Below are 18,686 nucleotides of genomic sequence, written 5' to 3'. Positions count from 1 at the left end.
TCCTAACCTGTTACCTTGCGAGCCGAAGGAGCCTTGTGCACCATGGTGTAGCAGTACTCGATCCCAATGCCGTACGCTCCACCATGGTCACGGAACAACTGCATCAATGCGTCGTAATGATCACGATTCGCCCAATCTCGTTGGAATTCAAGCACGGTACCAATCGTCGTCGTGCGTACGGCACCGGCCTGAACCATCCGTGACAACGCTGCATCATGGGCAGCCTGGGAAGTGCCGCCACATGCGTCCTCCACCACGTAGATGTTGTAGCCTTCGTTGATCATGTTCAACGTCGGCCACGTAATGCAGACTTCGGTCCAAAGCCCCGACATGATGATGTTCTTCTTACCCGTTGCTTTGATTGCATCGCGGAACTCGGCTGTGTCCCACGAGTTCATTCCGGTTCGCTCAATCGGCTCTTGATCCGGGAATACATCGAGTAGTTGGGGCCACATGGGGCCGCTGAAGGACTCGGTTTCGACGGTCGTTAGAATGGTTGGTACGCCAAATTCTTTGGCACCTTTGGCGAGCAGCAGCACGTTGTTGATTAATTGCTGCCGGTCAATCTGATTGGCGACTCCAAATGCCATTTGTGGTTGATGGTCAATGAAAACGAGCGCACAGTTGTCCGCAGTCAGCAGACCACCGTCTGTTTCGGGCAATATATTGGTCATGTCGATTCTCTCTGATTCTTAATTGACAAGAGTTAGATTTGGTTGAGATGTCAGCGGCACGGTTCTTGACGCGACTCAGATGGCATGAGTTGACTTGTACAAGTCGTTGTGTTCAGCATCAACGCGGAACATGGCAACAGTTCGTATGTTTGCATGTAAACCGAATGAGGCAAAAATGCGCTACCTTGGCATCGGTTTGGCAGCTTTCCTTAGGATTTTGGAGGCTGAGTCAGCTTCGGACTGTGTCAAATGACCAATCAACAGCTCCTCCCAGTTTGTTAAGGAAACGTGAATTCTATCGAGGGTGCTTTCGCCTTCATCCGTGAGCACGACGAGCACCTGCCGCCGATCCTCGTCACCACGTTCGCGTGCAACCAGGCCGGCTTTGACCAACCGATTGACATAAGCCCCCAAGGCAGAAGTCTGCTTCACCAGTCGGGCATTGATTTCGCCCGTCGGCAAACGCCCACCAGCGTCCTTCAGAATCGCGAGGATGTCGTACTGGCAGGCGGTCAAACCGAACGGCTTGAGAAACGCTGTGAGTTGATTCTCAAACTGGTCTGCTGTGTAAATGGTCGTGAAGAACATCTCTTGCAACGGCGCACCGAAGTCGTTTTCTCGACGAAGGAATCGGGCAAGGCTCATGGCTGCGTTTCCTCCGTTGATTTGGGGGACGGGTCGTCAATGCTCAGAAGTCCTGAACCATTGGCTATCAAGAAAACCATCGTCCCCATCAAAGATAGATTCTTCATGAACTGAATCATTTGCTGCTGACGGGTTTCGCCTTCAAAGGTCCAGAAATCGTGGAAGAAGAAAGTCGCCAAAATGAGAAATACAAGCAGTAGCCCGGCGCCGACTTGGGTTTTATAACCCGTAATCACAGAGAGACTGCCAGTGATCAAGAATACGATACCACCGACCAACATCACGCTCGGTATCGGAACGCCTTCTGCAGCCATGTACTGTGATACACCGCTGAAGTTCGGGATTTTGTTGCCTACTGCACTCATGAAGAAGATCGTGGCGATCATGATTCGACCAGCGAGAGAGAGGTAACGGTTCATAAGGGTTTCCTACATGGGATTTTAAAAAGAGGGAGTGAAACGCAGACTGTCGGCCCGCGTCGTGTGACTCTGCGAAGCACTAAGCCAAATCGAATAACATCAGTTCCGCATCGGAGGATGCCTTGATGGAAATTGTGGCTTCGTCGCTGACAGCGATTGCATCGCTTGTTTGGAGGTCGTGACCACCAACTTCAACTGCACCTCGCAAGACTTGCAGCCACAAGTGGCGATCGCTGGGCATCTCGAACGTCAACTCTTTGCCCAGCTCGAGATCTGCGAGATAGATGTTCACATCCTGATGAATCAGCAACGAACCCTCTTTGGCGTCAGGTGACGCAACCAACTGCCATTGGTTGTTGCGCCCAGGAGGATCAAATGTTTTTTGTTCATAACCGGGTTCAATTCCCTTACGTTCCGGCAGCAACCAGATCTGGTAGAAGTGGGTTGGCGTGTCTGCCGAAGGATTGAATTCACTGTGCGTGATCCCGGTTCCCGCCGTGATGCGTTGAAATTCGCCGGGACGAAGGACTTCGCCGTTCCCCATCGAATCCTTGTGCTCCAGTTCACCGTCGAGGACATAAGAGACAATCTCCATGTCGTTGTGGGCGTGAGTCCCAAAACCCTGGCCGGCGGCCACTCGGTCTTCGTTCATCACACGAAGCGAGCGGAAGCCCATGTGGTTTGGGTCTCGATACCCGGCAAATGAAAAGGTGTGATACGAGTTTAGCCAGCCGTGATCTGCGTGGCCTCGTTCTTCAGAGCGTCGAATCGTGAACATCTTTTGTCTCTCCTGTAGTGGACATGTAAACTATTGGGTGAAAATTTTTTAGTTCGGTGATTAGCCAAGATCGAAAAGCAAGGCGTCCGTTTTTTCTTCTGCGACCGCGTGCAGTTGAGTCGCTCGGCTCGTCGCCAGGGCGTCACCGGCCTGAAGCTTCGTTCCGTTCACCGTCACGGAACCTCTCGCGACTTGAAGCCATGCGTGGCGACCCTTTTCGACGGTGTAATCGAGCGATTGTCTAGCGTCGAGCTTGGTCGCAAAGATGATGGCGTCCTGGTAAACTGAAACGGTGCCGTCGCTTCCATCCGGCCCGACGATTTGCTTCCACTGGTTACGTGTATCGTTGGCCCTTAGCTTTCCATCGCTGTAGCGTGGTTGGACGCCCCGCATGGACGGCTGAATCCAAATCTGCAGAAAGTGATTGCCCTCGGTTCGGGACGGGTTGTATTCGCTGTGCGTGATGCCGGTTCCTGCTGACATCATTTGAATGTGGTCTGGCGTGATGATCGCGCCCTTCCCTGTACTGTCTTTGTGTTGAAGCGCTCCATCGAGAACGTAGGAAATGATTTCCATGTCTCGGTGAGGGTGGGTAGGAAAGCCACGTCCTGCCGCGATCTTGTCATCGTTGATGACCCTCAACGACCGAAAGCCCATGTGCCGTTGGTCGTAGTAGCCGCCAAACGAAAATGAGTGGTAGCTCTTGAGCCATCCAAGATCCGTGTGACCACGCTCGGCCGCCTGCCGCAAGAGCAGATCTGCTGAGCGGCCACTTTCTAGGCCCTCAGCCAAAGCACTTTCCGATTGCGCAGAAATATGAATCAGCCCGGCTGCCGTTAGGGATAGTGCGCTTCTTCGATTCATCTTCATTTCCAAAACTCCATTGCTATGGTTTACATGTGAACTACCTGTGCAAAAAAACTCAATCCGCTACGCTGCTACGAACCGCTCCCAAGGTGTGGATCATCGAACGCAAATCACTTTTCTTCACGCTGCTTAAGAGCGATGCATGAAGGTCGAGTACCGGCTGGTCCATCTTCTTCAACAACTTGGCGGCCGCTGAAGTCAATTCGATCTCAAACACGCGTCGGTCTGAACTGGATTGCGTCTTCGTAATGAACTTGAGCTTGAGGAGTTGATCGACCACTCTGGTGATGGCCGGAGCCACCTGAATCATCCGCTCGGCAACTTCCAAGCAAGGCAACGGCTTGCCCTCACCCCGCAGGATTCGCAGCACGTTGTATTGCGTAAGCGTCAATCCGTATTCACGAAACAGCCGAGCCAGGCGATTTTCCAGCAAATCCGTCGTCCGCATCAACGCTAGCATCGCCTCCTGCTCGACTGAGTCGAACGGACCGCGCTTCTTCAGCTCGCTTTGTAGTGTTGGCGACATGTGTTTAACTTCTCCCTTGCAGCATTAACTTTACATGTTAACTATCGGCGTGTCAAGCTCCTGTCGTGAGTTTTTTTGAAAGGCGTTCTGCGCCGCAAATGCCCCAAAAAGGCTGTTGGTTGTTCAAACAGCACAAGCATGGACGACCATGGTTATGCTCGCGGCCGATGGGACGTTCTTCAAGTCCCAAAATGGCAACTACGCTGAAGGCGTCGATACCGAGCTGTCGGTTGAATCGCTTCGCATCGGTGTGTCTCGGATGCTTTCGCAGCGGGACAAAGAGAACCGCAACCTCGACATTCAACCGCGAACGTTGTTGGTTCCGCCGGAGCTGCAGCACACGGCCAAGACGTTGCTCGAGAGCGAGTACCCGATCCTTGCCGTGGCAAACTGGGTCCATATGGCCCCATGTCATCGGGCAACAGAGTCAAGATTTTTGATCGATGCACCTCAGCGGCGCTTGCGGAGCCCAAGCAGAGTGTGAGGGCAATTAATCCTGGGGCAAAACAAAGCTGTCAGGAACCATTGTTTTGCGTGACACCTTCGTTTCCCACTGGGTGGAATCGATCGCCCGCCGACTCGATTTGGAGTCGACACTACGTCTACGGGGTTGCCCAAGAGTTCGCCCGTTGACGGAGGACGAGAAGCAATGACTCCTGACACACTCCTGACACCTTTATTTCCCCACCTTTGTTTCCTCGTATTCGATTGCAATCGCCGCGTGTCGGGCAGTTCCTCAATCGGCTCTTAAAGGCTTTTTGCGGTGTGTATTGATCCTATGTTCGGTTTCACTGTTGACAGGCGGGCGGAGATAACTTATAAAAAATCGTGTTGTTACCTGTGAAATATCCCTCCACGTCAAGTACCAGCAATGAAAACCTCTATTCAGGTGCTTCTCACACTCTGCGTTTCGGCAGTAACGACCGCAACCGCAGCTGAACATGATACGCATGCGCTTGCGTACAAGGTTTTCCAGGAGACCAACCAGTTTCGATTGCAAAACAACATGAAGCCGTTAAAAGGATCTGCGATTCTGAATCGTTATGCGATTCAATGGAGCCGCACGATGGCTTCGGACCTCACGCTAACACATTCTGATGACAACTTTCAAACCACCACAATCCGCGCGATGGGAATTCCCGATCGAGGCTCGGCCGAGAATGTGCAGCGGAACGGTCGAGCTGACCCAGCGGCAAGGGCAGTTGAGTGGTGGAAAGATAGCCCTGGACACCGTGCGAACCTGCTTCATCCCAGTGCTGAATTCTTAGGTGTCGGCGCCGCGAAAGGCAGCGATGGCAAGTACTATTTTACGCAAATATTTGTTAAAGGCCCCAACACCTCCACGCAAACAGCAGCTCAAAATCAACAAGCTTTCGCGAGAACAGCGATAGAATCAAGCGTACCCGCCATGGTCGCGATGCCTTCTCGCGCTAATCCGTCGAGTTCGGGCCGGGGCACATCTTCTCGCTGGGCGAAGGGAGCCGTTCGGGTCAATGATATTTCTCCGACACGCCCGATCAAGATTCAAAATGATTCGTTGGGCGATTTCCTAATCATCCGGCGTGGCGAGCTCAAGGTGAAAGCAAGCATTAACAGCGAGTCGGAAGCACTGTGGTTGCTTCAACCACTGAACAATGATTCTGAGTTTCTGATCAAGCACCAAGCGACCGGTAAGTGCCTGGGCTACGCAAACGGTCAACTGAACGTCGCGCTGCTTGACGAAGCCAGGGCGCGAACGCTGGGAATTTGGAGGTTTGACCAAGCTGGCGATGGGTATACGGTCCGTTGCCGAAATATCCTGCACAACTTGGCTGTGGATGTCGCGCGAGATGAATCGATCGTGTTCGCGTACGCGTTTGAAGACTGGCTTAAGCAAAAATGGTATCTGAAGTAGAGCGGAATTGATACTTTTTAGATTTGCAAACGGTTGGCAAACCAGCCCTTGTGCATCCTTGCGAAGTCGTTGCCCATTCCTCCCAGGCGAGTCCATTTGACGCGAGTGGGCCTCTATTGTTTGCGGGTTCCACCAGAAAGCTTTTTGGCTACCAGTTACTTCATGACGACGAGGCTGCCTCGCCAGGGTCAGATTCGGGATTCAGGCCCAAGTGTCTTTCGATTTTTCCTATCCGTCGGTCGATCTTCGGATTTTGCTTGCGGGCGGTGCAGGCGCGTTTGACCAGATCTCCCGAGCTGTCGCGGTGAGACAAGCCAAGGGCGAAGCCGCTCAGCATAGTACTGAGACGCGTCAGGTTGCACGATGCAGGAAAGCACTCGAATCGGAAAACATATTTCAGTGCGGAACGTAGACCGGTGCAAACTTCGAGACTTTCAAATCTGCCGAAGCTGAACAATCACAGCCCACCTTACCTATAGTGGATTTGAAATCGTTCACCTCGAACGAATTATTGACCAGGCGTTGTTGATGCGCCAAGAGCTAAGAAACAAACTGCAGTTGCATCCAAGATGGATGCCATCACAAACGCGGTAACACATTCACAAATGCAGCCGAGCGACTATTCACGGCTAGGTGCTGAGAAAACAAACAAATATACCTTTCTAGCCCGTTCGGTAACAGATCTTGGAAAGTGTCTTTCAAGTGGTAAAATTAGGCCCATCTGGTAAGTCTGTGGGTCGCAAGCAACTGCTTGCTGTGCGGCGTGTTCTTGCCCACGTTAATGATTACGAGACCGAAGCAAGTTCACTGAACTCGTTATCACGTGAAGTTGGACAATCCGCCGCGTCGTAGGTATTGACCAGATTGCAATCGGTGCAGGCGACCGCTGCGGATTGGCTCGAGCTATTGTCAATTGTTGTATTCTGAGATTCTGATTTAGGCGGCGATTTCATCCTGCACAATTCCGTCTTTGAAGGTACGGCCTGCAATGACGAGAGTGATCTTTTCGTGACAGTTCAGGCGTCTCCAACTCTTGGAAGCAGACTCCGCGAGCTTGTACATCATCGCTAGGCTGGCGCGTTTGCTGCCGTTGCCTTTGGTCTTTGGGTGGCGCAGACGGATGGTCGCGAACGTTGACTCGATCGGGTTGGTCGTTCGCAAGTGACTCCAATGCGCCGCCGGGAAGTCGTAGAACGTAAGTAGCACATCACGCTCTTTCTTCAGACACTCACACGCCTTGCCGTACTTCGCGCCATTCTTCTCAAGGAACGCATCGAACGCCTTGTGCGCGTTCTCTCGCGTCTCCGCTTGCCAGATTTCGTGTAGGTCGCCTTTCGCTTTGGGCTGAACGCTCTTGGGCATCTTGTTCAGTACATTTGCCGTCTTGTGGACCCAGCAGCGTTGCTCACGAGTCTCCGGGAACACCTTTCGGATCGCCGCCCAGAAGCCCAACGCACCATCTCCTACAGCGACCTTGGGAGCTGTAGTGCTTCAGCGGAAATGAGACATTCGACAAGTCAAGTTAGAATTGGCGGACTCGCAGAACCCCTGGAGTCACCGAATGAGCCAATCAAAGAAACGCCGTCAATGGTCCGCCGCTGACAAGATGCGAATTGTGTTGGCCGGCATGGAAGCTGGAACCGAGATCTCGGAATTGTGCCGCGTCGAAGGCATCAACCCAACGCAGTACTACAGCTGGAAGAAGCAGCTGGTCAGCGGAGCCGATGCAGTCTTTGGAAAGCGTGGTGGTGGTAAGGATTCCGCAGCGGCGCCCGATCCCCATGAGCAAGACATGAACCGGATGCGAGAGGTGATTGCAGAGATCACCGCTGAGAACCTGAATTTGAAATAAACGCTTTAGAGATCGAGGACTACGCCCACTTGCCGCCTGAATTGCTGCAGCGGGTGATTGCCGATGTCGACTTGGCCAAGGAGAGAAGCCAGATGCGAGTGAACGATTCATTGCGTCACCTCGGAGTTCCTCGAGGGACGTTTTCCCGATGGAAGAAGCAGCAGGCTTGGTTGCATGAGCAGTCCGAGCCGGTTTCTCCAGTGCAGGCTTTTGAGGCGTTGCCGGAAGAGAAGCGGGCAGTGGTCAAGTACGCCCTTTCGCATCCGGAGATACGCCACCGCGAACTGGCTTGGCGCATGATCGATGAAGACGTCGTCCATCTGAGTGCGAGCACGGTTTACCGCATCCTTCGGGCCACGGAACTGATGCATCGCCAGCGTGGTCGCACGAAGCGTTACCGTGACGACGCCGAGAAGGCTTCGCGTCCCGATGAGATCTGGGCAACAGAATTGATGTACTTGAAGGTTGATGGTGTCCAGTACTACCTGGTCACTTTCATCGACGAATATTCTTGCTACCTGGTTCACTGTGAGTTGCTCACGAGCATGGACGGTCACTCGATCAGCACGGCGGCGCAGCGGGCGATTGAAACCTTGCCGACCGATGCCAATGGCAAGCTGACGGTGACGCCGATGATTCGTAGCGACAACGGAAGTGGATTCATCTCGGGCGAGTTCGAATGGAAAAAGGTCGAGCTTAATGACTTATGCGGAGGTGCTGAGAGGCATATTATACCAGTCCAGAGAGCACCCCTTGGCTATCTTGAAAGGTTTCGGGGACGGTGACTCCGACACGATCGAGCATCGTGTGCCATAGCGACGACAATGGCGTTTGCTGAGAAAGTCGGATATGCCCCTGATGCTTAATCCCCAACGCCGAACCGCCTGATAACATCGTGGGTAAATTGTCTTTGCTATGTTCAAAACCCATGCCGCTGGAGAAACCCAACACGGTATGGTCCAACAGCGTACCATCCCCTTCAGTCACCCCGCGCAAGCGGTCTAGGAAGTAGGCCCAATGTGACATGTAAATCGTGTCGACCTTAGCTAACTCGGCTAAGTTCTGTGGATCATTCCCATGGTGCGTGAGCGAATGATAACCCTTCGACACATTGAACTCTGGATACACCCCGCCTGCTAATTCCTTCCTCACCACGTAGCTGATCACTCGCGTTGAGTCGGTCTGCAAGGCTAACACAATCAGATCGTACATCAACTTGGCGTAATCATCGTATAGATACTCACCGTTACCTTCGGGGCCTGGCATCGACTCGGCGTAACCATGCAGCCCATCCATCTGCGGAACCGGTTTGGGACGATCGGCCCATTCGACTCTCCGCTGCAAGCGACGCTCCAACTCTCGGACGCTGTTGAAATACTGCTCCAGCTGCTGTCGATCAGTGCTACCGAGTCGGCCGTTGATTTCGCGGGCATCGTCTCGGACTAGATCCAAGATGGAACCCCGCCGACGAAAGTTGCCTTTACGCTGCTGCTTCTGCTGTTCGCTGTCGGGTAGAAACAGTTGCTCAAATAGGATTTTGGGGTCATTCTCAGCCGCCAACGGCACCCCTTGTTCGTTCCATGAGATCGTCGCCAGAGCTTGTGAACCATAGTTCGTGCCTCGATCGACCGACATTTGCAATGAGTCAAAACGCGTTTCCGCACCTATCACTTTTGCCGCGATTTGATCGGGGCTGATCGATTGCTTTTCGCCGTTGGCAATGCTGGTCGAAAACGGATAAGCTCCATCATGCCCACCTCCCTTGGCTAAATACGTGTTACTCAACACGGTAAATTGACCGCGGAGGGGATCGAGCGGTTTTAAAATCCTGGTGGCCGTATAGTCAGGCCCCTCATCCTCCGGAGTAAACTGCCGCATATTCATGCCAGTGCCAAAGTAAAACATCCCCAATCGAGGAGGCACCTTGGCGACGGGCGAGGCAATGGCGCTCGACGACATCATGGCTTCGAGGTACGGCAAAGCCATCATGACTCCGCTGCCCCGCAAGATGGCGCGACGTCGCAAGCGAATCGACGAGACGTTAAACCGCTTGTGATGTTTCATCGATTTACCTTTGTGTATTGCAATTAGATTGTGGTGGCGAGGCTGCAATCATTTTGTCAGAAAAGCGTCGCTCGTTACGATCCCTTGGATCAGGCTGACCAGCGAGTAATCATCGCCAGCCATCTTTGCGGCGAGTTGATCGACTAAACCTCGGTCCGTTGGTTCGATCGGCCGCCCCAACGCGTAGACTAACATTTTTTCGCTCAGCCCCCTGGCAAACCGCGTTCGCTGTTCCAGCAATAGAGCTTTGAATTCAGCAAACGAACTGAAGCTTTGGCCGTTTGGAAGTGTGCCGGAAGCGTCGATCGGAGGAGCATTACCGCCGCGAAAGTCTTCGCCGTCTTGCCGTTCTCGCCAAGCACCGATCACGTTGAAATTTTCCATCGCTAGACCATAGCCGTCGATGCCCCGATGACAGGCCGCACACGATTCGATCTGTTGGTGCTGGATCAGCCGCTCGCGAACCGTCAGCTTCTCGCCCTTGATGTTCGGCTCGACCTCGCCCGCGTTGGGAGGTGGCGGATCGGGTGGATCATTAAATAGCACATCGCGGATATAGACGCCGCGAAGCACCGGTTTGGTGCGGTTGCCATCGGAGCCGAGCATGGCGACGCCAGCCATTCCCAGCAAGCCACCGCGAGGGGACGCGGCCGGCAAAGCGACGCGACGAAACTGGTCTCCCGTGATACCATCAATGCCATAGAAATCGGCCAGTCGCTCGTTGAGCATCGTCCAGTCGGAGTCAATCATGTTGAGTGCCGAACTGTCGCACCGCAGAATCTCGGAGAAGAACTCAAGGGCCTCGTTGACCATCGACTCACCTAACCGGCTATCGTATTCCTTATATAGGCGGTTGTCCGGTGTGAAGGTGCGAAATTCATCAGTCCGTAACCACTGGGCCGCGAAACCTTGCACCAGCCCAGCACTGCGGGGATCGCTGATCATGCGTTCGACTTGGGCGAGCAGTTGCGACTCGTTCCGCAACTGGCCGCTTCCGGCTAATCGAAACAGTTCCTCATCCGGCATGCTGGACCAGAGGTAATAGCTCAGCCGCGAAGCGAGCTCCCAGTCGTTCAGTGGGCGGGCGGTTGTGGTTTGGACGGTTGTGGTTTGGACGGTTGCTGTCGGCGAAGTTGTTGTTTGAACGTTATCGCTTTTCGACGGTTCGATTAAGTACAGAAACTTGGGAGAGCAGAGCACCGCCACCAGTCCGGCCCGCACGGCATCGTGGAATGATTCGCCCGCGGCAAATTCGGCTGCCACAAAATCGGTGATCGTGGAAACTTCCGCCGGGGTCGCCGGGCGGCGAAAAGCACGCGGGAGGAGCCGCTGGAAAATTGCTTCGATGTATTCGCGATCTTGCTTCGCCTCAGCGCCGCGAAATAAGATTTGCTGATGGCTCTGGGGAGGCCACTTGTCGTAGAGTGGGCCTTCGCATTCAATCCAATCAACGACCAGCTTGGGCAGCTTCGCGGTGTCGGCCGTTTCCGGAGTGGGTCTGCCCCAGGTCAGGCACTCCATTTGCTGGCGGGACTGCAAGCGAATGACCTGGGTGAAGTCTTTCTGTTCGCCGGCCCGTTGTTGTTGCTCACGGAGTTGCAATCCGGCCCGGCTGGTAGTGCTGAATTTTGCACCGTTGACAAACGAGACGTTATATTCACCACACTTGGGGTCGCGTGGAAGGACCACCTCATAGACTTGGGGGTGCTCGGTGACGGCTGTTTCCAGCAGAAGTTTCTGGTCCTCCTGTGGGTGATTTTGTCGGAACTGCATGATCACAGGTTGCTCCGCCGTCGCGTCCTCCGCCCACGCTCGGACGCGGATTCGATACATGCCTTTGACGGGAATCTCCAGATTAGTGCCAGGATATTTCATGACGCCATACGAGCGTGTCGAGCCACTCATCAAGACCAAGTCATGTTCGCGGCAAGTGATGCCGGGGGTTGCGCACAGATAACGAATCGCCCGATTATTTTTTGTTTCCTCCAACTCATAACGCATCACTTCGGTGGCAAATTCCGGTGGACCATCGACAATCGCCATGGCGGCTATTCGCTGAGCCGCTTCGAAGTACTTTTCCAACAGCGAAGGATCGAGCATCAAAGCTAAAGAGACTTTATCAAAACCTTCGGCCGTTCCATCCGGCGGAAGTAACGCTTGCGGACTTTCGCCCGGCAGGAACTTGATGGCCAGCAGATCACGAATCGTGTTGGCGTACTCCGCTCGATTGAAGCGCCGCAACACCACCTTGCCACCGGCGCTGCGGCGGACGCGTTCGGCGTGCCGCAGTTCGGCCGCGATCCAAGCAGTCACTTGCCGCAGTTCTTCGACGGCGGGGCGCGGCTCTTCAGCGGGAGGCATTTGTCCGAGGTTCAGCTGGTCCATGACCTCGATCCAATTCCCGGCAGATTGAGAGTCAAGGAAGTCGGCGGCAAGCGAATCAATCCGCAGTTCGCCGCTTTGCGTCTCGCCGTCATGGCAAGCTTGGCAATGCTGGCTCAGAAATGGTTTTACTAGCCGCTCGTATTCCTGCTGATTGGCAAGCTGTTGAGTTTTAGAGTCTGTAGCCAGTTCGTCGGCCATAACAATGGCAGCGAATTGAGTTGTCCCGCCGACGAGCAGTAGCGGCAGCCAGACAAATTTCAGCCACGATTTCTTGGGGGGGCAATTCGTATCGATAGACGGGATATGTTTCATCTGTTTTTTGGAATGACAATTAAAACAATAAGTGCGAAAGGCCAACCCGGTAGCCACGAGCAGTGGACGGCACGAGCGCCCGACCGCGAGGGCTTTGGAGCGTCTATTGTACCTTGAACTAGAGGCGTCTGTCGCCGTTAGCGGTTTTGGCGCTAGCCACCGTTTTGTTGCACGGGGCGAGTTCGGCTCAATACAGGAAACGCGGCTAACGGGAACCGCGGCTAGCGCATTGTTAGCGGTTTTGGCGCTAGCCACCGTTTTGTTGCACGTGGCGAGTTCGGATCAATACGGGAAACGCGGCTAGCGCCAAAGCGGTTAACGGGAACCACGGCTAACGCATTGTTAGCGGTTTTGGCGCTAGCCACCGTTCTGTTGCATTTACCCTCTTACCAGCACTCGCCAAAACCCATTCCCTCTCTCACGCCCGCCTCCGGCGGGCGGAACGGCGGAAAGGGGGAATGTTTGAGGCGAGCAATGTAGCCTTCAGTTGTTGCTCCGAACCGGGGCAAGCCCGGCGGAAGCATTCCATAGTTTAGAGGAAATTCGGTTCAAATCGAGCACCGCGGCTAGCGCATTGTTAGCGGTTTTGGCGCTAGCCACCGTTTCGTTGCACGGGGCGAGTTCGGATCAATACGGGAACCGCGGCTAGCGCCAAAGCGGCTAACGGGAACCGCGGCTAGCGCATTGCCAGCGGTTTTGGCGCTAGCCACCGTTTTGTTGCACGTGGCGAGTTCGATTCAAAACGGGAACCGCGGCTAGCGCCAAAGCGGCTAACGGGAAACGCACTAAAATGTGATGATGGCAACGGTGCGAATCGAGTCGTTTTGATGCCGGATTTGAACGATGGTGAGGGCCACGGGTTCGGCTAAGCACCTCCCCATAAGTCATGAAGCAAATCCGGAATCAACCGGAGTGCGCCAGCGTCGGGTTCCGCGGAACCGTGGGCCAACGCTAAACGGCTGCAATAACCGCAAAGACTTATTTCGAGGTGCCTATATATTCAAGAAACAAGACGGGTATGCATGGAGACGCAATCGGTGGACTATGGAGACTGTACGTCCACTTGGGTGTGGTTGCCCGAAATGTCCGAGATCAGTAGTCGCAATTTCGGACTTTGGCCCGCAGGTGTATTGGTGCGAGGAATCGCAATCGATTCGGTAACACTGCGGCCTGACAACTCATCGCCATCAAGCACATTGCCGCTGTTGGCATCGAGCAGCAAATAGGCTGCCAGCCCCTGATCATCCTCCCCGACCAGCCTAAGCTCCGGCAGTCCCGATTCAGCGTTTTTTGCTAGCTTCGCGCTGACTTTTGGGGCGGTTCCATCTGCTAGATCGATCGCTGGATTGAGGTGCCGCGACCAACGCAAAATATTCGCATTTGCATCAGAGAATCTCGCCCGTTTTTCCACAGGTGTTCGTGGTGACAAATTCGCCCGCAGCTTGCGAAAGCCATTTCCCATGATGTAATGAAGGTCATCACGCTGATCATGCGGCAAGCCGAGGGCATGTCCCACTTCGTGCATCACCGCACCAAAGCCATCTTCAATGAACTCAAACCGCGGTGAGTCGGGCCGGCCGTAACCCAAGGCGGTTCGTCCCACGATTGCCGTTTCATCTTGAAACAAGTTAATTTGTTCCGCCACAGTGCTGCGACAAAATTCGTCTCGGAGGATCCAAGCCGAGAAGATTCCCATGCCCCCATTTGCTGAGTACCTGCCTCCCAATGCTACACCGCCGGGCCATTCAAAGGGGTGCGGGCCTTCATCATAAGTTTCCATAAATGCGACAATCAGTTGACTTCCTGGCGTGCCGATGGAAGCGGGTATCTCTGGCTGAATGCGTGTGTACTGACGATTGGTGTCGTATTCGGGAGACCCCGTGTAATAAGCTGCGGGATGCTTGCCTCGGATCAAATGCACAATGGGTAAATTGCGCTGGTCGAGCTGAAACAAAAAGCCACGATCATCCCACTCGCGGCGACGAAATTCGTACTTGTACAACGAGTTAACGAACGCCATCACGCAGCGAATTTTGTCTTCATAATTAGCAATCGGCTGTCGATCTTGAGGGACGAAATAGATCAACCGAACTCGATAGTCAACTTCTGCTAGTTGAGCAAAATCAGGTAGTCGACTGCGCGGGATCCAACCACCGTTGACCCACCGCTGATAGGGCTTTCCCCCGACGGATAACTCGGCAAACTGAGTGCCCAGCCGAATCCGCAAGTCACGACCTCGATCGTACAATTCAACGGAGTCCGCGGCTCGGTTTGTTTCCTGGAAAGATATCTTCGCGCCGTTGACATTGACCTCAATCCATTGCTTATTCCGCAGCGGCACAAAATAGCTCTTGTCGTTCGCATTTGCTTTCTGCCAAGCCCGATTGGTCTCCTGTGGAGCTTTTGCACTTATCATCTCGCCGGTGAACAAGCACGCTGCGATCACGGTCAACACCGCCATGTGTCGTACGAGGTAGCCGCGGAACGGACGGTGACATAATGTGGGAGAAAGTTGTTTCATCGTAACCTGATTGCTTGTGCGACAGAAAATAGTGATCGATAACGAACCCGCTGAAAAATATAGTGAACTTGCGGCGAATTTTCCGCTAGCAGCCGGTCGATTGTACGCGATTAGAACAGATTAAACTGAGAGCCGCAGCTAACAAACTGCCAACGGTTTTGGTGCTAGCCACCGTTCTGTTGCACGGTATAAATTCGATTCAAGGCGGGAACCGCGGCTAACGCACTGTTAGCGGTTTTGGCGCTAGCCACCGTTCTGTTGCACGTGGCGAGTTCGGCTCAAAACGAGAACCGCGGCTATCGCCAAAGCGGCTAACGGGAACCGCGGCTAACACACCGCCAGCGGGCATTCCTTGGGATTGCGGGCTGCGGTAACGCACCAAGTACCAGCCACTGTGTAGGGCGGTCACCTGTTTCAGCTCGCGGGGAGCACTGAGGCCATCGACGAATGACATGGGCCTACTTTGACTTGGGTGCCATTCAACCCAGTCATCGTACGTTGTGCCACTCAATTGCAGTTTGATGGCTCCCCGCTCACCACGCTCAACCGCGGCAATGCATAATTCATCCCCAGCAACCGCTGGCGCCTGCAGCAAAATTAAAGTGGTCGGCCGCCCAAAAGGATACGCCATATAGGGACCGATCTCGGGAATCACACCATCTTCTCGAGGCCAGCTTTGTCGCAACGGCTCAGCGACCCGCTGAAGTTGCTCAATCTGGGTGGCAAGCCGCAGTCTTTTTCCTTGCCAAGCAAGGTCAGCATGGTTCATGGCCAGACCACTCCAGGCAGCAATCACCGCTGTGAGCGCCAACAGCGCCGTGATCGAACGAGCGCAATTATCTTCACCGGTACGAAATAAGCGAGAGGCGAGCGCCGCTAGTGTCACTCCCGCAAATGAGATCGCCAACGTGAATAACACCAGGCGAGCAATTCCTTGGTACTGAATAATGCCGGTCAGAGTCTCCAGCGGGCTGCGGAAAACGCCTCGGAATGAGCTGACCAACGATTCAAATTGCATGTCGAGCATCGCCCAAAGAACGATGCTGAGTAGCGTGATCAGATGCAGATACCAAAGCGTTCTAGTTCGCATACCAGTGGCGACCAATCACAGAGGTGAATGCCCAGCAGTTGTTTGCCCGACGGCTGTCAGGAAATGACAGAATGTTGTGAGGAAATGAAGGAAAGTTGTCAGTAAATGACAGAATTCTCCCAGGAAATGAGGGTTTTCTGTCAAGAAATGACGGAATGTTGGCAACGGCTAGTGGACTATTGGCAATAAGAAAGTGACAGTAGCGCGAAGGCTGTCGCCAAATTTTTATCGTTCTCGAACCACCGTTGGTTTTCGTTAGACCAGGAGCCATCCTCGTTTTGCCGGCTAGCCAATTCGGCGATTAAGTCGGCCTTCCAATCATGTTCAACACCTTTTGAATCGGTAAGCAACTTGATGCCCGCTGCGCTCAGCCCTGCCGCGAAAGTGTGATAGTAATAGTACAGCCCAGCCGATCCCATGCCAGGATTATTTTCGACGTCATAATGGTCCTTGATCCACTGCAGTGCGGCCTTGACACGAGAATCTTCAGCGGTCAGCCCGGCGTAGATCATGCTCTTCAGCCCTGTGTATCCCATCGAACCATAGCTGCGTAATCCGCCGTTCGGCGTGAACCGTTCTTCCGACGTGCTGGGGTCGATTTTGGTCGTAGGAATCTCATAATAAAACCCGCCATCGTTCACCTTTGCAGCAAAGGCCGTATCGTTGAACTTTGAATCAAGGTTCTGACAACGCGAGACAAACGCTAAGGCCCGCTGGATGGCCGGGTCGCTGGGCTCCGCCTCCACAGCTCGCAGCGCTTCGATCATATACCCCGTGTTGGACAAATCAGGACGCTCGGGACCACCATATCCGACGCCGCCGTACCAGGGATCCGACGGCTTACGCTCACCAGTTCCGTATTGAACACCGGTGACAAAATCTTTGGCATTTTGCAAAATCGTGTTGTACTTGCCAGTCTTGTTGGCTTCGGCAAAACAAACCATTGCCACGCAAGTTTCATAGTTCTTCAACCTGCCGTTGCCATAGATGCCACCGGCCGGTTTGACAAAACCCTCCAGCGCCGCCAGACCTTTGGCAACCAGCGGATCATCCAAGCTGCGACCGTGCCGAATCGCCGCCGTGATCACCAGCGCCGTGACTCCAGGTCCAACGCGGCCGGAAAAAGTCCCATCGTCGGCTTGCCCCTCTTTCGATAAATAATCAAACCCCTTTTCCACGATTTGCTGTAATTCCGCAGCTGCCACAGGGACTGCCTCTTTTTCTTGCCCTTCGACCGCACCGCCAACGATGAAAGTTGGGATGAGCAATAGAGTCGCTGTGGCGCGGACAAAAAAACGCCGGCGAGGGTGGAAATTCCGTCGTCTGTTCATCAGATTTTTACCGGATCGATCAGGATGAGAAAGAAGTTTAGGGTGAGAAAACCAGCTGTTTTGCCGATCAATTGCCTCTCGGACGCGGTGCCGATTCACCACTGGGGCAAAGGGCTCGTTGAGGGCACGATGATAAAGAGGCACGCGGCGTGCCAACCCGACAAATCCACCGCTGCTGGAGCTTTAGCCCGACTGTCCCGCTAACCCAACCAACTCGCTACTCGGGGTAGGGAGCAAAATCGGTGTACCCTTTGGCTCCGGCGGGCGTGTACCAACCGGACGCGTCGGAATCGGGTGCCAATGGCCAACCATTTCGATAGCGGGCAACCAAGTCAGGATTGCTAATGTAAGGTCGACCAATTGCAATCATATCGGCATCCCCAGCAGCGATAGCCGCCTCGGCGGAGTCTTGGTCATAACCGCAGTTGCCGATCAATGGACCGCTGTAAACTTGCCGAAATTCGGCCAACGTCATCGGCTCGCCCAACTCGTGGAAGCCAAAAGCCAGTCCGTCCATCACGTGCAAGTAACAGAGCGCATGCCCGCTTAATTGCTCTGCGACATAGGTAAACTGCTCGCGGTAATCGGGCGAACCCATATCGTTAAAGTTGCCGTTGGGCGAAAGGCGAACGCCGACGCGATTGCTGGGGTAGACGCTGCTTACAGCCGTGACCACTTCATCCAAAATACGATAACGATTCGCAATACTTCCGCCGTACGCGTCGCCGCGATGATTCGTTTTTGATTGCAGAAATGTGTCAAGCAGATAACCGTTGGCGGAGTGCACTTCGATGCCATCAAACCCAGCTTCCATCGCTCGCTCGGCCGCTTCGCGATAATCGGCTACGACACCAGCGATCTCTTCCGTCTCTAGCGGTCGCGGGACCTCGTATGGCAACTTCCCCGCAGGCGTATAAATGCCGTCTCCGTTGATTTTGATCGCGGAAGGGGCGACATGGAGTTCGCCGCCATGAAAAGCGGGATGCGAGGCACGTCCACAATGCCATAACTGCAAGAATATTGTGCCTCCTGCCGCATGTACGGCGTCAACGACTCGCTTCCAGCCCGCGACCATTTCCTCTCGGTAGATTCCCGGCGACTCGTTCCAGCCGTTGGCTTGCGGCGAGATGGTGGTTGCTTCGGTGATCACCAGTCCAGCGGTGGCTCGCTGTTGATAATATTCCGCCATCAGTTCATTCGGGACCCGCTCCTCGCCGGCGCGAGCCCTGGTCATGGGGGCCAGAGCGATTCGATTTGCCAGCGAAAGGCCGTGCAGCGAAAACGGCTCAAGCAGTTTTGGTGATCGCGTCATGAGAACTTGTTGTTTG

The 18,686-nt window shown here is 54.1% G+C and carries 16 protein-coding genes and 1 pseudogene; 4 read left to right on the top strand and 13 right to left on the bottom strand.

Translation table 11 applies throughout. The features are described from left to right. Positions 1-2: 2 nt before the first annotated feature. From SH139x_RS15595 to SH139x_RS15570, 6 genes are all read right to left on the bottom strand, one after another. On the bottom strand, positions 3-674 hold the full coding sequence (locus tag SH139x_RS15595; RefSeq protein ID WP_146434743.1) for a hydrolase: 672 nt from the start codon (positions 672-674) through the stop codon (positions 3-5). Positions 675-854: 180 nt separating this feature from the next. Further along, on the bottom strand, positions 855-1,319 hold the full coding sequence (locus tag SH139x_RS15590) for a MarR family winged helix-turn-helix transcriptional regulator (protein ID WP_488350702.1): 465 nt from the start codon (positions 1,317-1,319) through the stop codon (positions 855-857). Continuing rightward, positions 1,316-1,738 carry a DoxX family protein gene (locus tag SH139x_RS15585; protein WP_488350701.1) on the bottom strand — a complete coding sequence of 141 codons (423 nt, stop codon included), beginning with the start codon at positions 1,736-1,738 and terminating at the stop codon, positions 1,316-1,318. The genes SH139x_RS15590 and SH139x_RS15585 overlap by 4 nt, the downstream gene beginning before the upstream one ends. A 79-nt stretch (positions 1,739-1,817) precedes the next feature. After that, positions 1,818-2,516 (bottom strand): pirin family protein, encoded by a 699-nt coding sequence (locus SH139x_RS15580; protein WP_488350700.1) that lies wholly within the window; start codon positions 2,514-2,516, stop codon positions 1,818-1,820. Positions 2,517-2,576: 60 nt separating this feature from the next. Continuing rightward, entirely contained in the window at positions 2,577-3,386 is an 810-nt protein-coding gene (locus tag SH139x_RS15575; protein ID WP_488350699.1) for a pirin family protein, read from the bottom strand. A gap of 52 nt (positions 3,387-3,438) precedes the next feature. Beyond that, positions 3,439-3,909, bottom strand: coding sequence for a MarR family winged helix-turn-helix transcriptional regulator (locus SH139x_RS15570; RefSeq protein WP_488350698.1), 471 nt, complete (start codon positions 3,907-3,909; stop codon positions 3,439-3,441). A 148-nt stretch (positions 3,910-4,057) separates the two neighbouring features. On the opposite strand from SH139x_RS15570, the gene SH139x_RS15565 reads away from it, so the two are divergent. Together SH139x_RS15565 and SH139x_RS15560 are read left to right on the top strand one after the other, a co-directional pair. Continuing rightward, positions 4,058-4,393, top strand: a complete 336-nt coding sequence (locus SH139x_RS15565; RefSeq protein ID WP_488350697.1) for a Mu-like prophage major head subunit gpT family protein — start codon at positions 4,058-4,060, stop codon at positions 4,391-4,393. A 387-nt stretch (positions 4,394-4,780) separates the two neighbouring features. Continuing rightward, positions 4,781-5,803 carry a CAP domain-containing protein gene (locus SH139x_RS15560; RefSeq protein WP_488350696.1) on the top strand — a complete coding sequence of 341 codons (1,023 nt, stop codon included), beginning with the start codon at positions 4,781-4,783 and terminating at the stop codon, positions 5,801-5,803. Positions 5,804-6,739: 936 nt separating this feature from the next. Here the strand turns inward: SH139x_RS15560 and SH139x_RS15555 are convergent. Beyond that, positions 6,740-7,282 (bottom strand): annotated as a pseudogene (locus SH139x_RS15555) (transposase); the annotation flags it as partial. A gap of 82 nt (positions 7,283-7,364) precedes the next feature. On the opposite strand from SH139x_RS15555, the gene SH139x_RS15550 reads away from it, so the two are divergent. Next, a complete protein-coding gene (locus tag SH139x_RS15550; RefSeq protein WP_488350695.1) occupies positions 7,365-7,655 on the top strand; it encodes a transposase in 291 nt (96 codons plus the stop codon). A gap of 29 nt (positions 7,656-7,684) precedes the next feature. Continuing rightward, entirely contained in the window at positions 7,685-8,440 is a 756-nt protein-coding gene (locus tag SH139x_RS15545; RefSeq protein WP_488350694.1) for a DDE-type integrase/transposase/recombinase, read from the top strand. Here SH139x_RS15545 and SH139x_RS15540 read toward each other — a convergent pair. The 6 genes from SH139x_RS15540 to SH139x_RS15515 all read right to left on the bottom strand — a co-directional run bounded on the left by SH139x_RS15540 (position 8,385) and on the right by SH139x_RS15515 (position 18,670). Continuing rightward, complete coding sequence (locus SH139x_RS15540; protein ID WP_488350693.1) at positions 8,385-9,719, bottom strand: DUF1552 domain-containing protein; 1,335 nt, start codon at positions 9,717-9,719, stop codon at positions 8,385-8,387. The genes SH139x_RS15545 and SH139x_RS15540 overlap by 56 nt on opposite strands. 48 nt (positions 9,720-9,767) lie before the next feature. Next, positions 9,768-12,416 (bottom strand): DUF1592 domain-containing protein, encoded by a 2,649-nt coding sequence (locus SH139x_RS15535; RefSeq protein ID WP_488350692.1) that lies wholly within the window; start codon positions 12,414-12,416, stop codon positions 9,768-9,770. Positions 12,417-13,458: 1,042 nt separating this feature from the next. After that, positions 13,459-14,937, bottom strand: a complete 1,479-nt coding sequence (locus SH139x_RS15530) for a hypothetical protein (RefSeq protein ID WP_488350691.1) — start codon at positions 14,935-14,937, stop codon at positions 13,459-13,461. Positions 14,938-15,154: 217 nt separating this feature from the next. Next, positions 15,155-16,027, bottom strand: coding sequence for a hypothetical protein (locus SH139x_RS15525; RefSeq protein ID WP_488350690.1), 873 nt, complete (start codon positions 16,025-16,027; stop codon positions 15,155-15,157). A 176-nt stretch (positions 16,028-16,203) separates the two neighbouring features. Beyond that, entirely contained in the window at positions 16,204-17,358 is a 1,155-nt protein-coding gene (locus SH139x_RS15520; RefSeq protein WP_488350689.1) for a prenyltransferase/squalene oxidase repeat-containing protein, read from the bottom strand. 217 nt (positions 17,359-17,575) lie between these two features. Beyond that, on the bottom strand, positions 17,576-18,670 hold the full coding sequence (locus SH139x_RS15515) for an alkene reductase (RefSeq protein ID WP_488350688.1): 1,095 nt from the start codon (positions 18,668-18,670) through the stop codon (positions 17,576-17,578). Positions 18,671-18,686: the final 16 nt, after the last annotated feature.

It is taken from the genome of Kothea flammea, assembly GCF_052161645.1.
Taxonomy (GTDB): Bacteria; Planctomycetota; Planctomycetia; order Pirellulales; family Pirellulaceae; genus Laterigemmans.
This window is presented reverse-complemented; position numbering and strand designations above follow the sequence as displayed.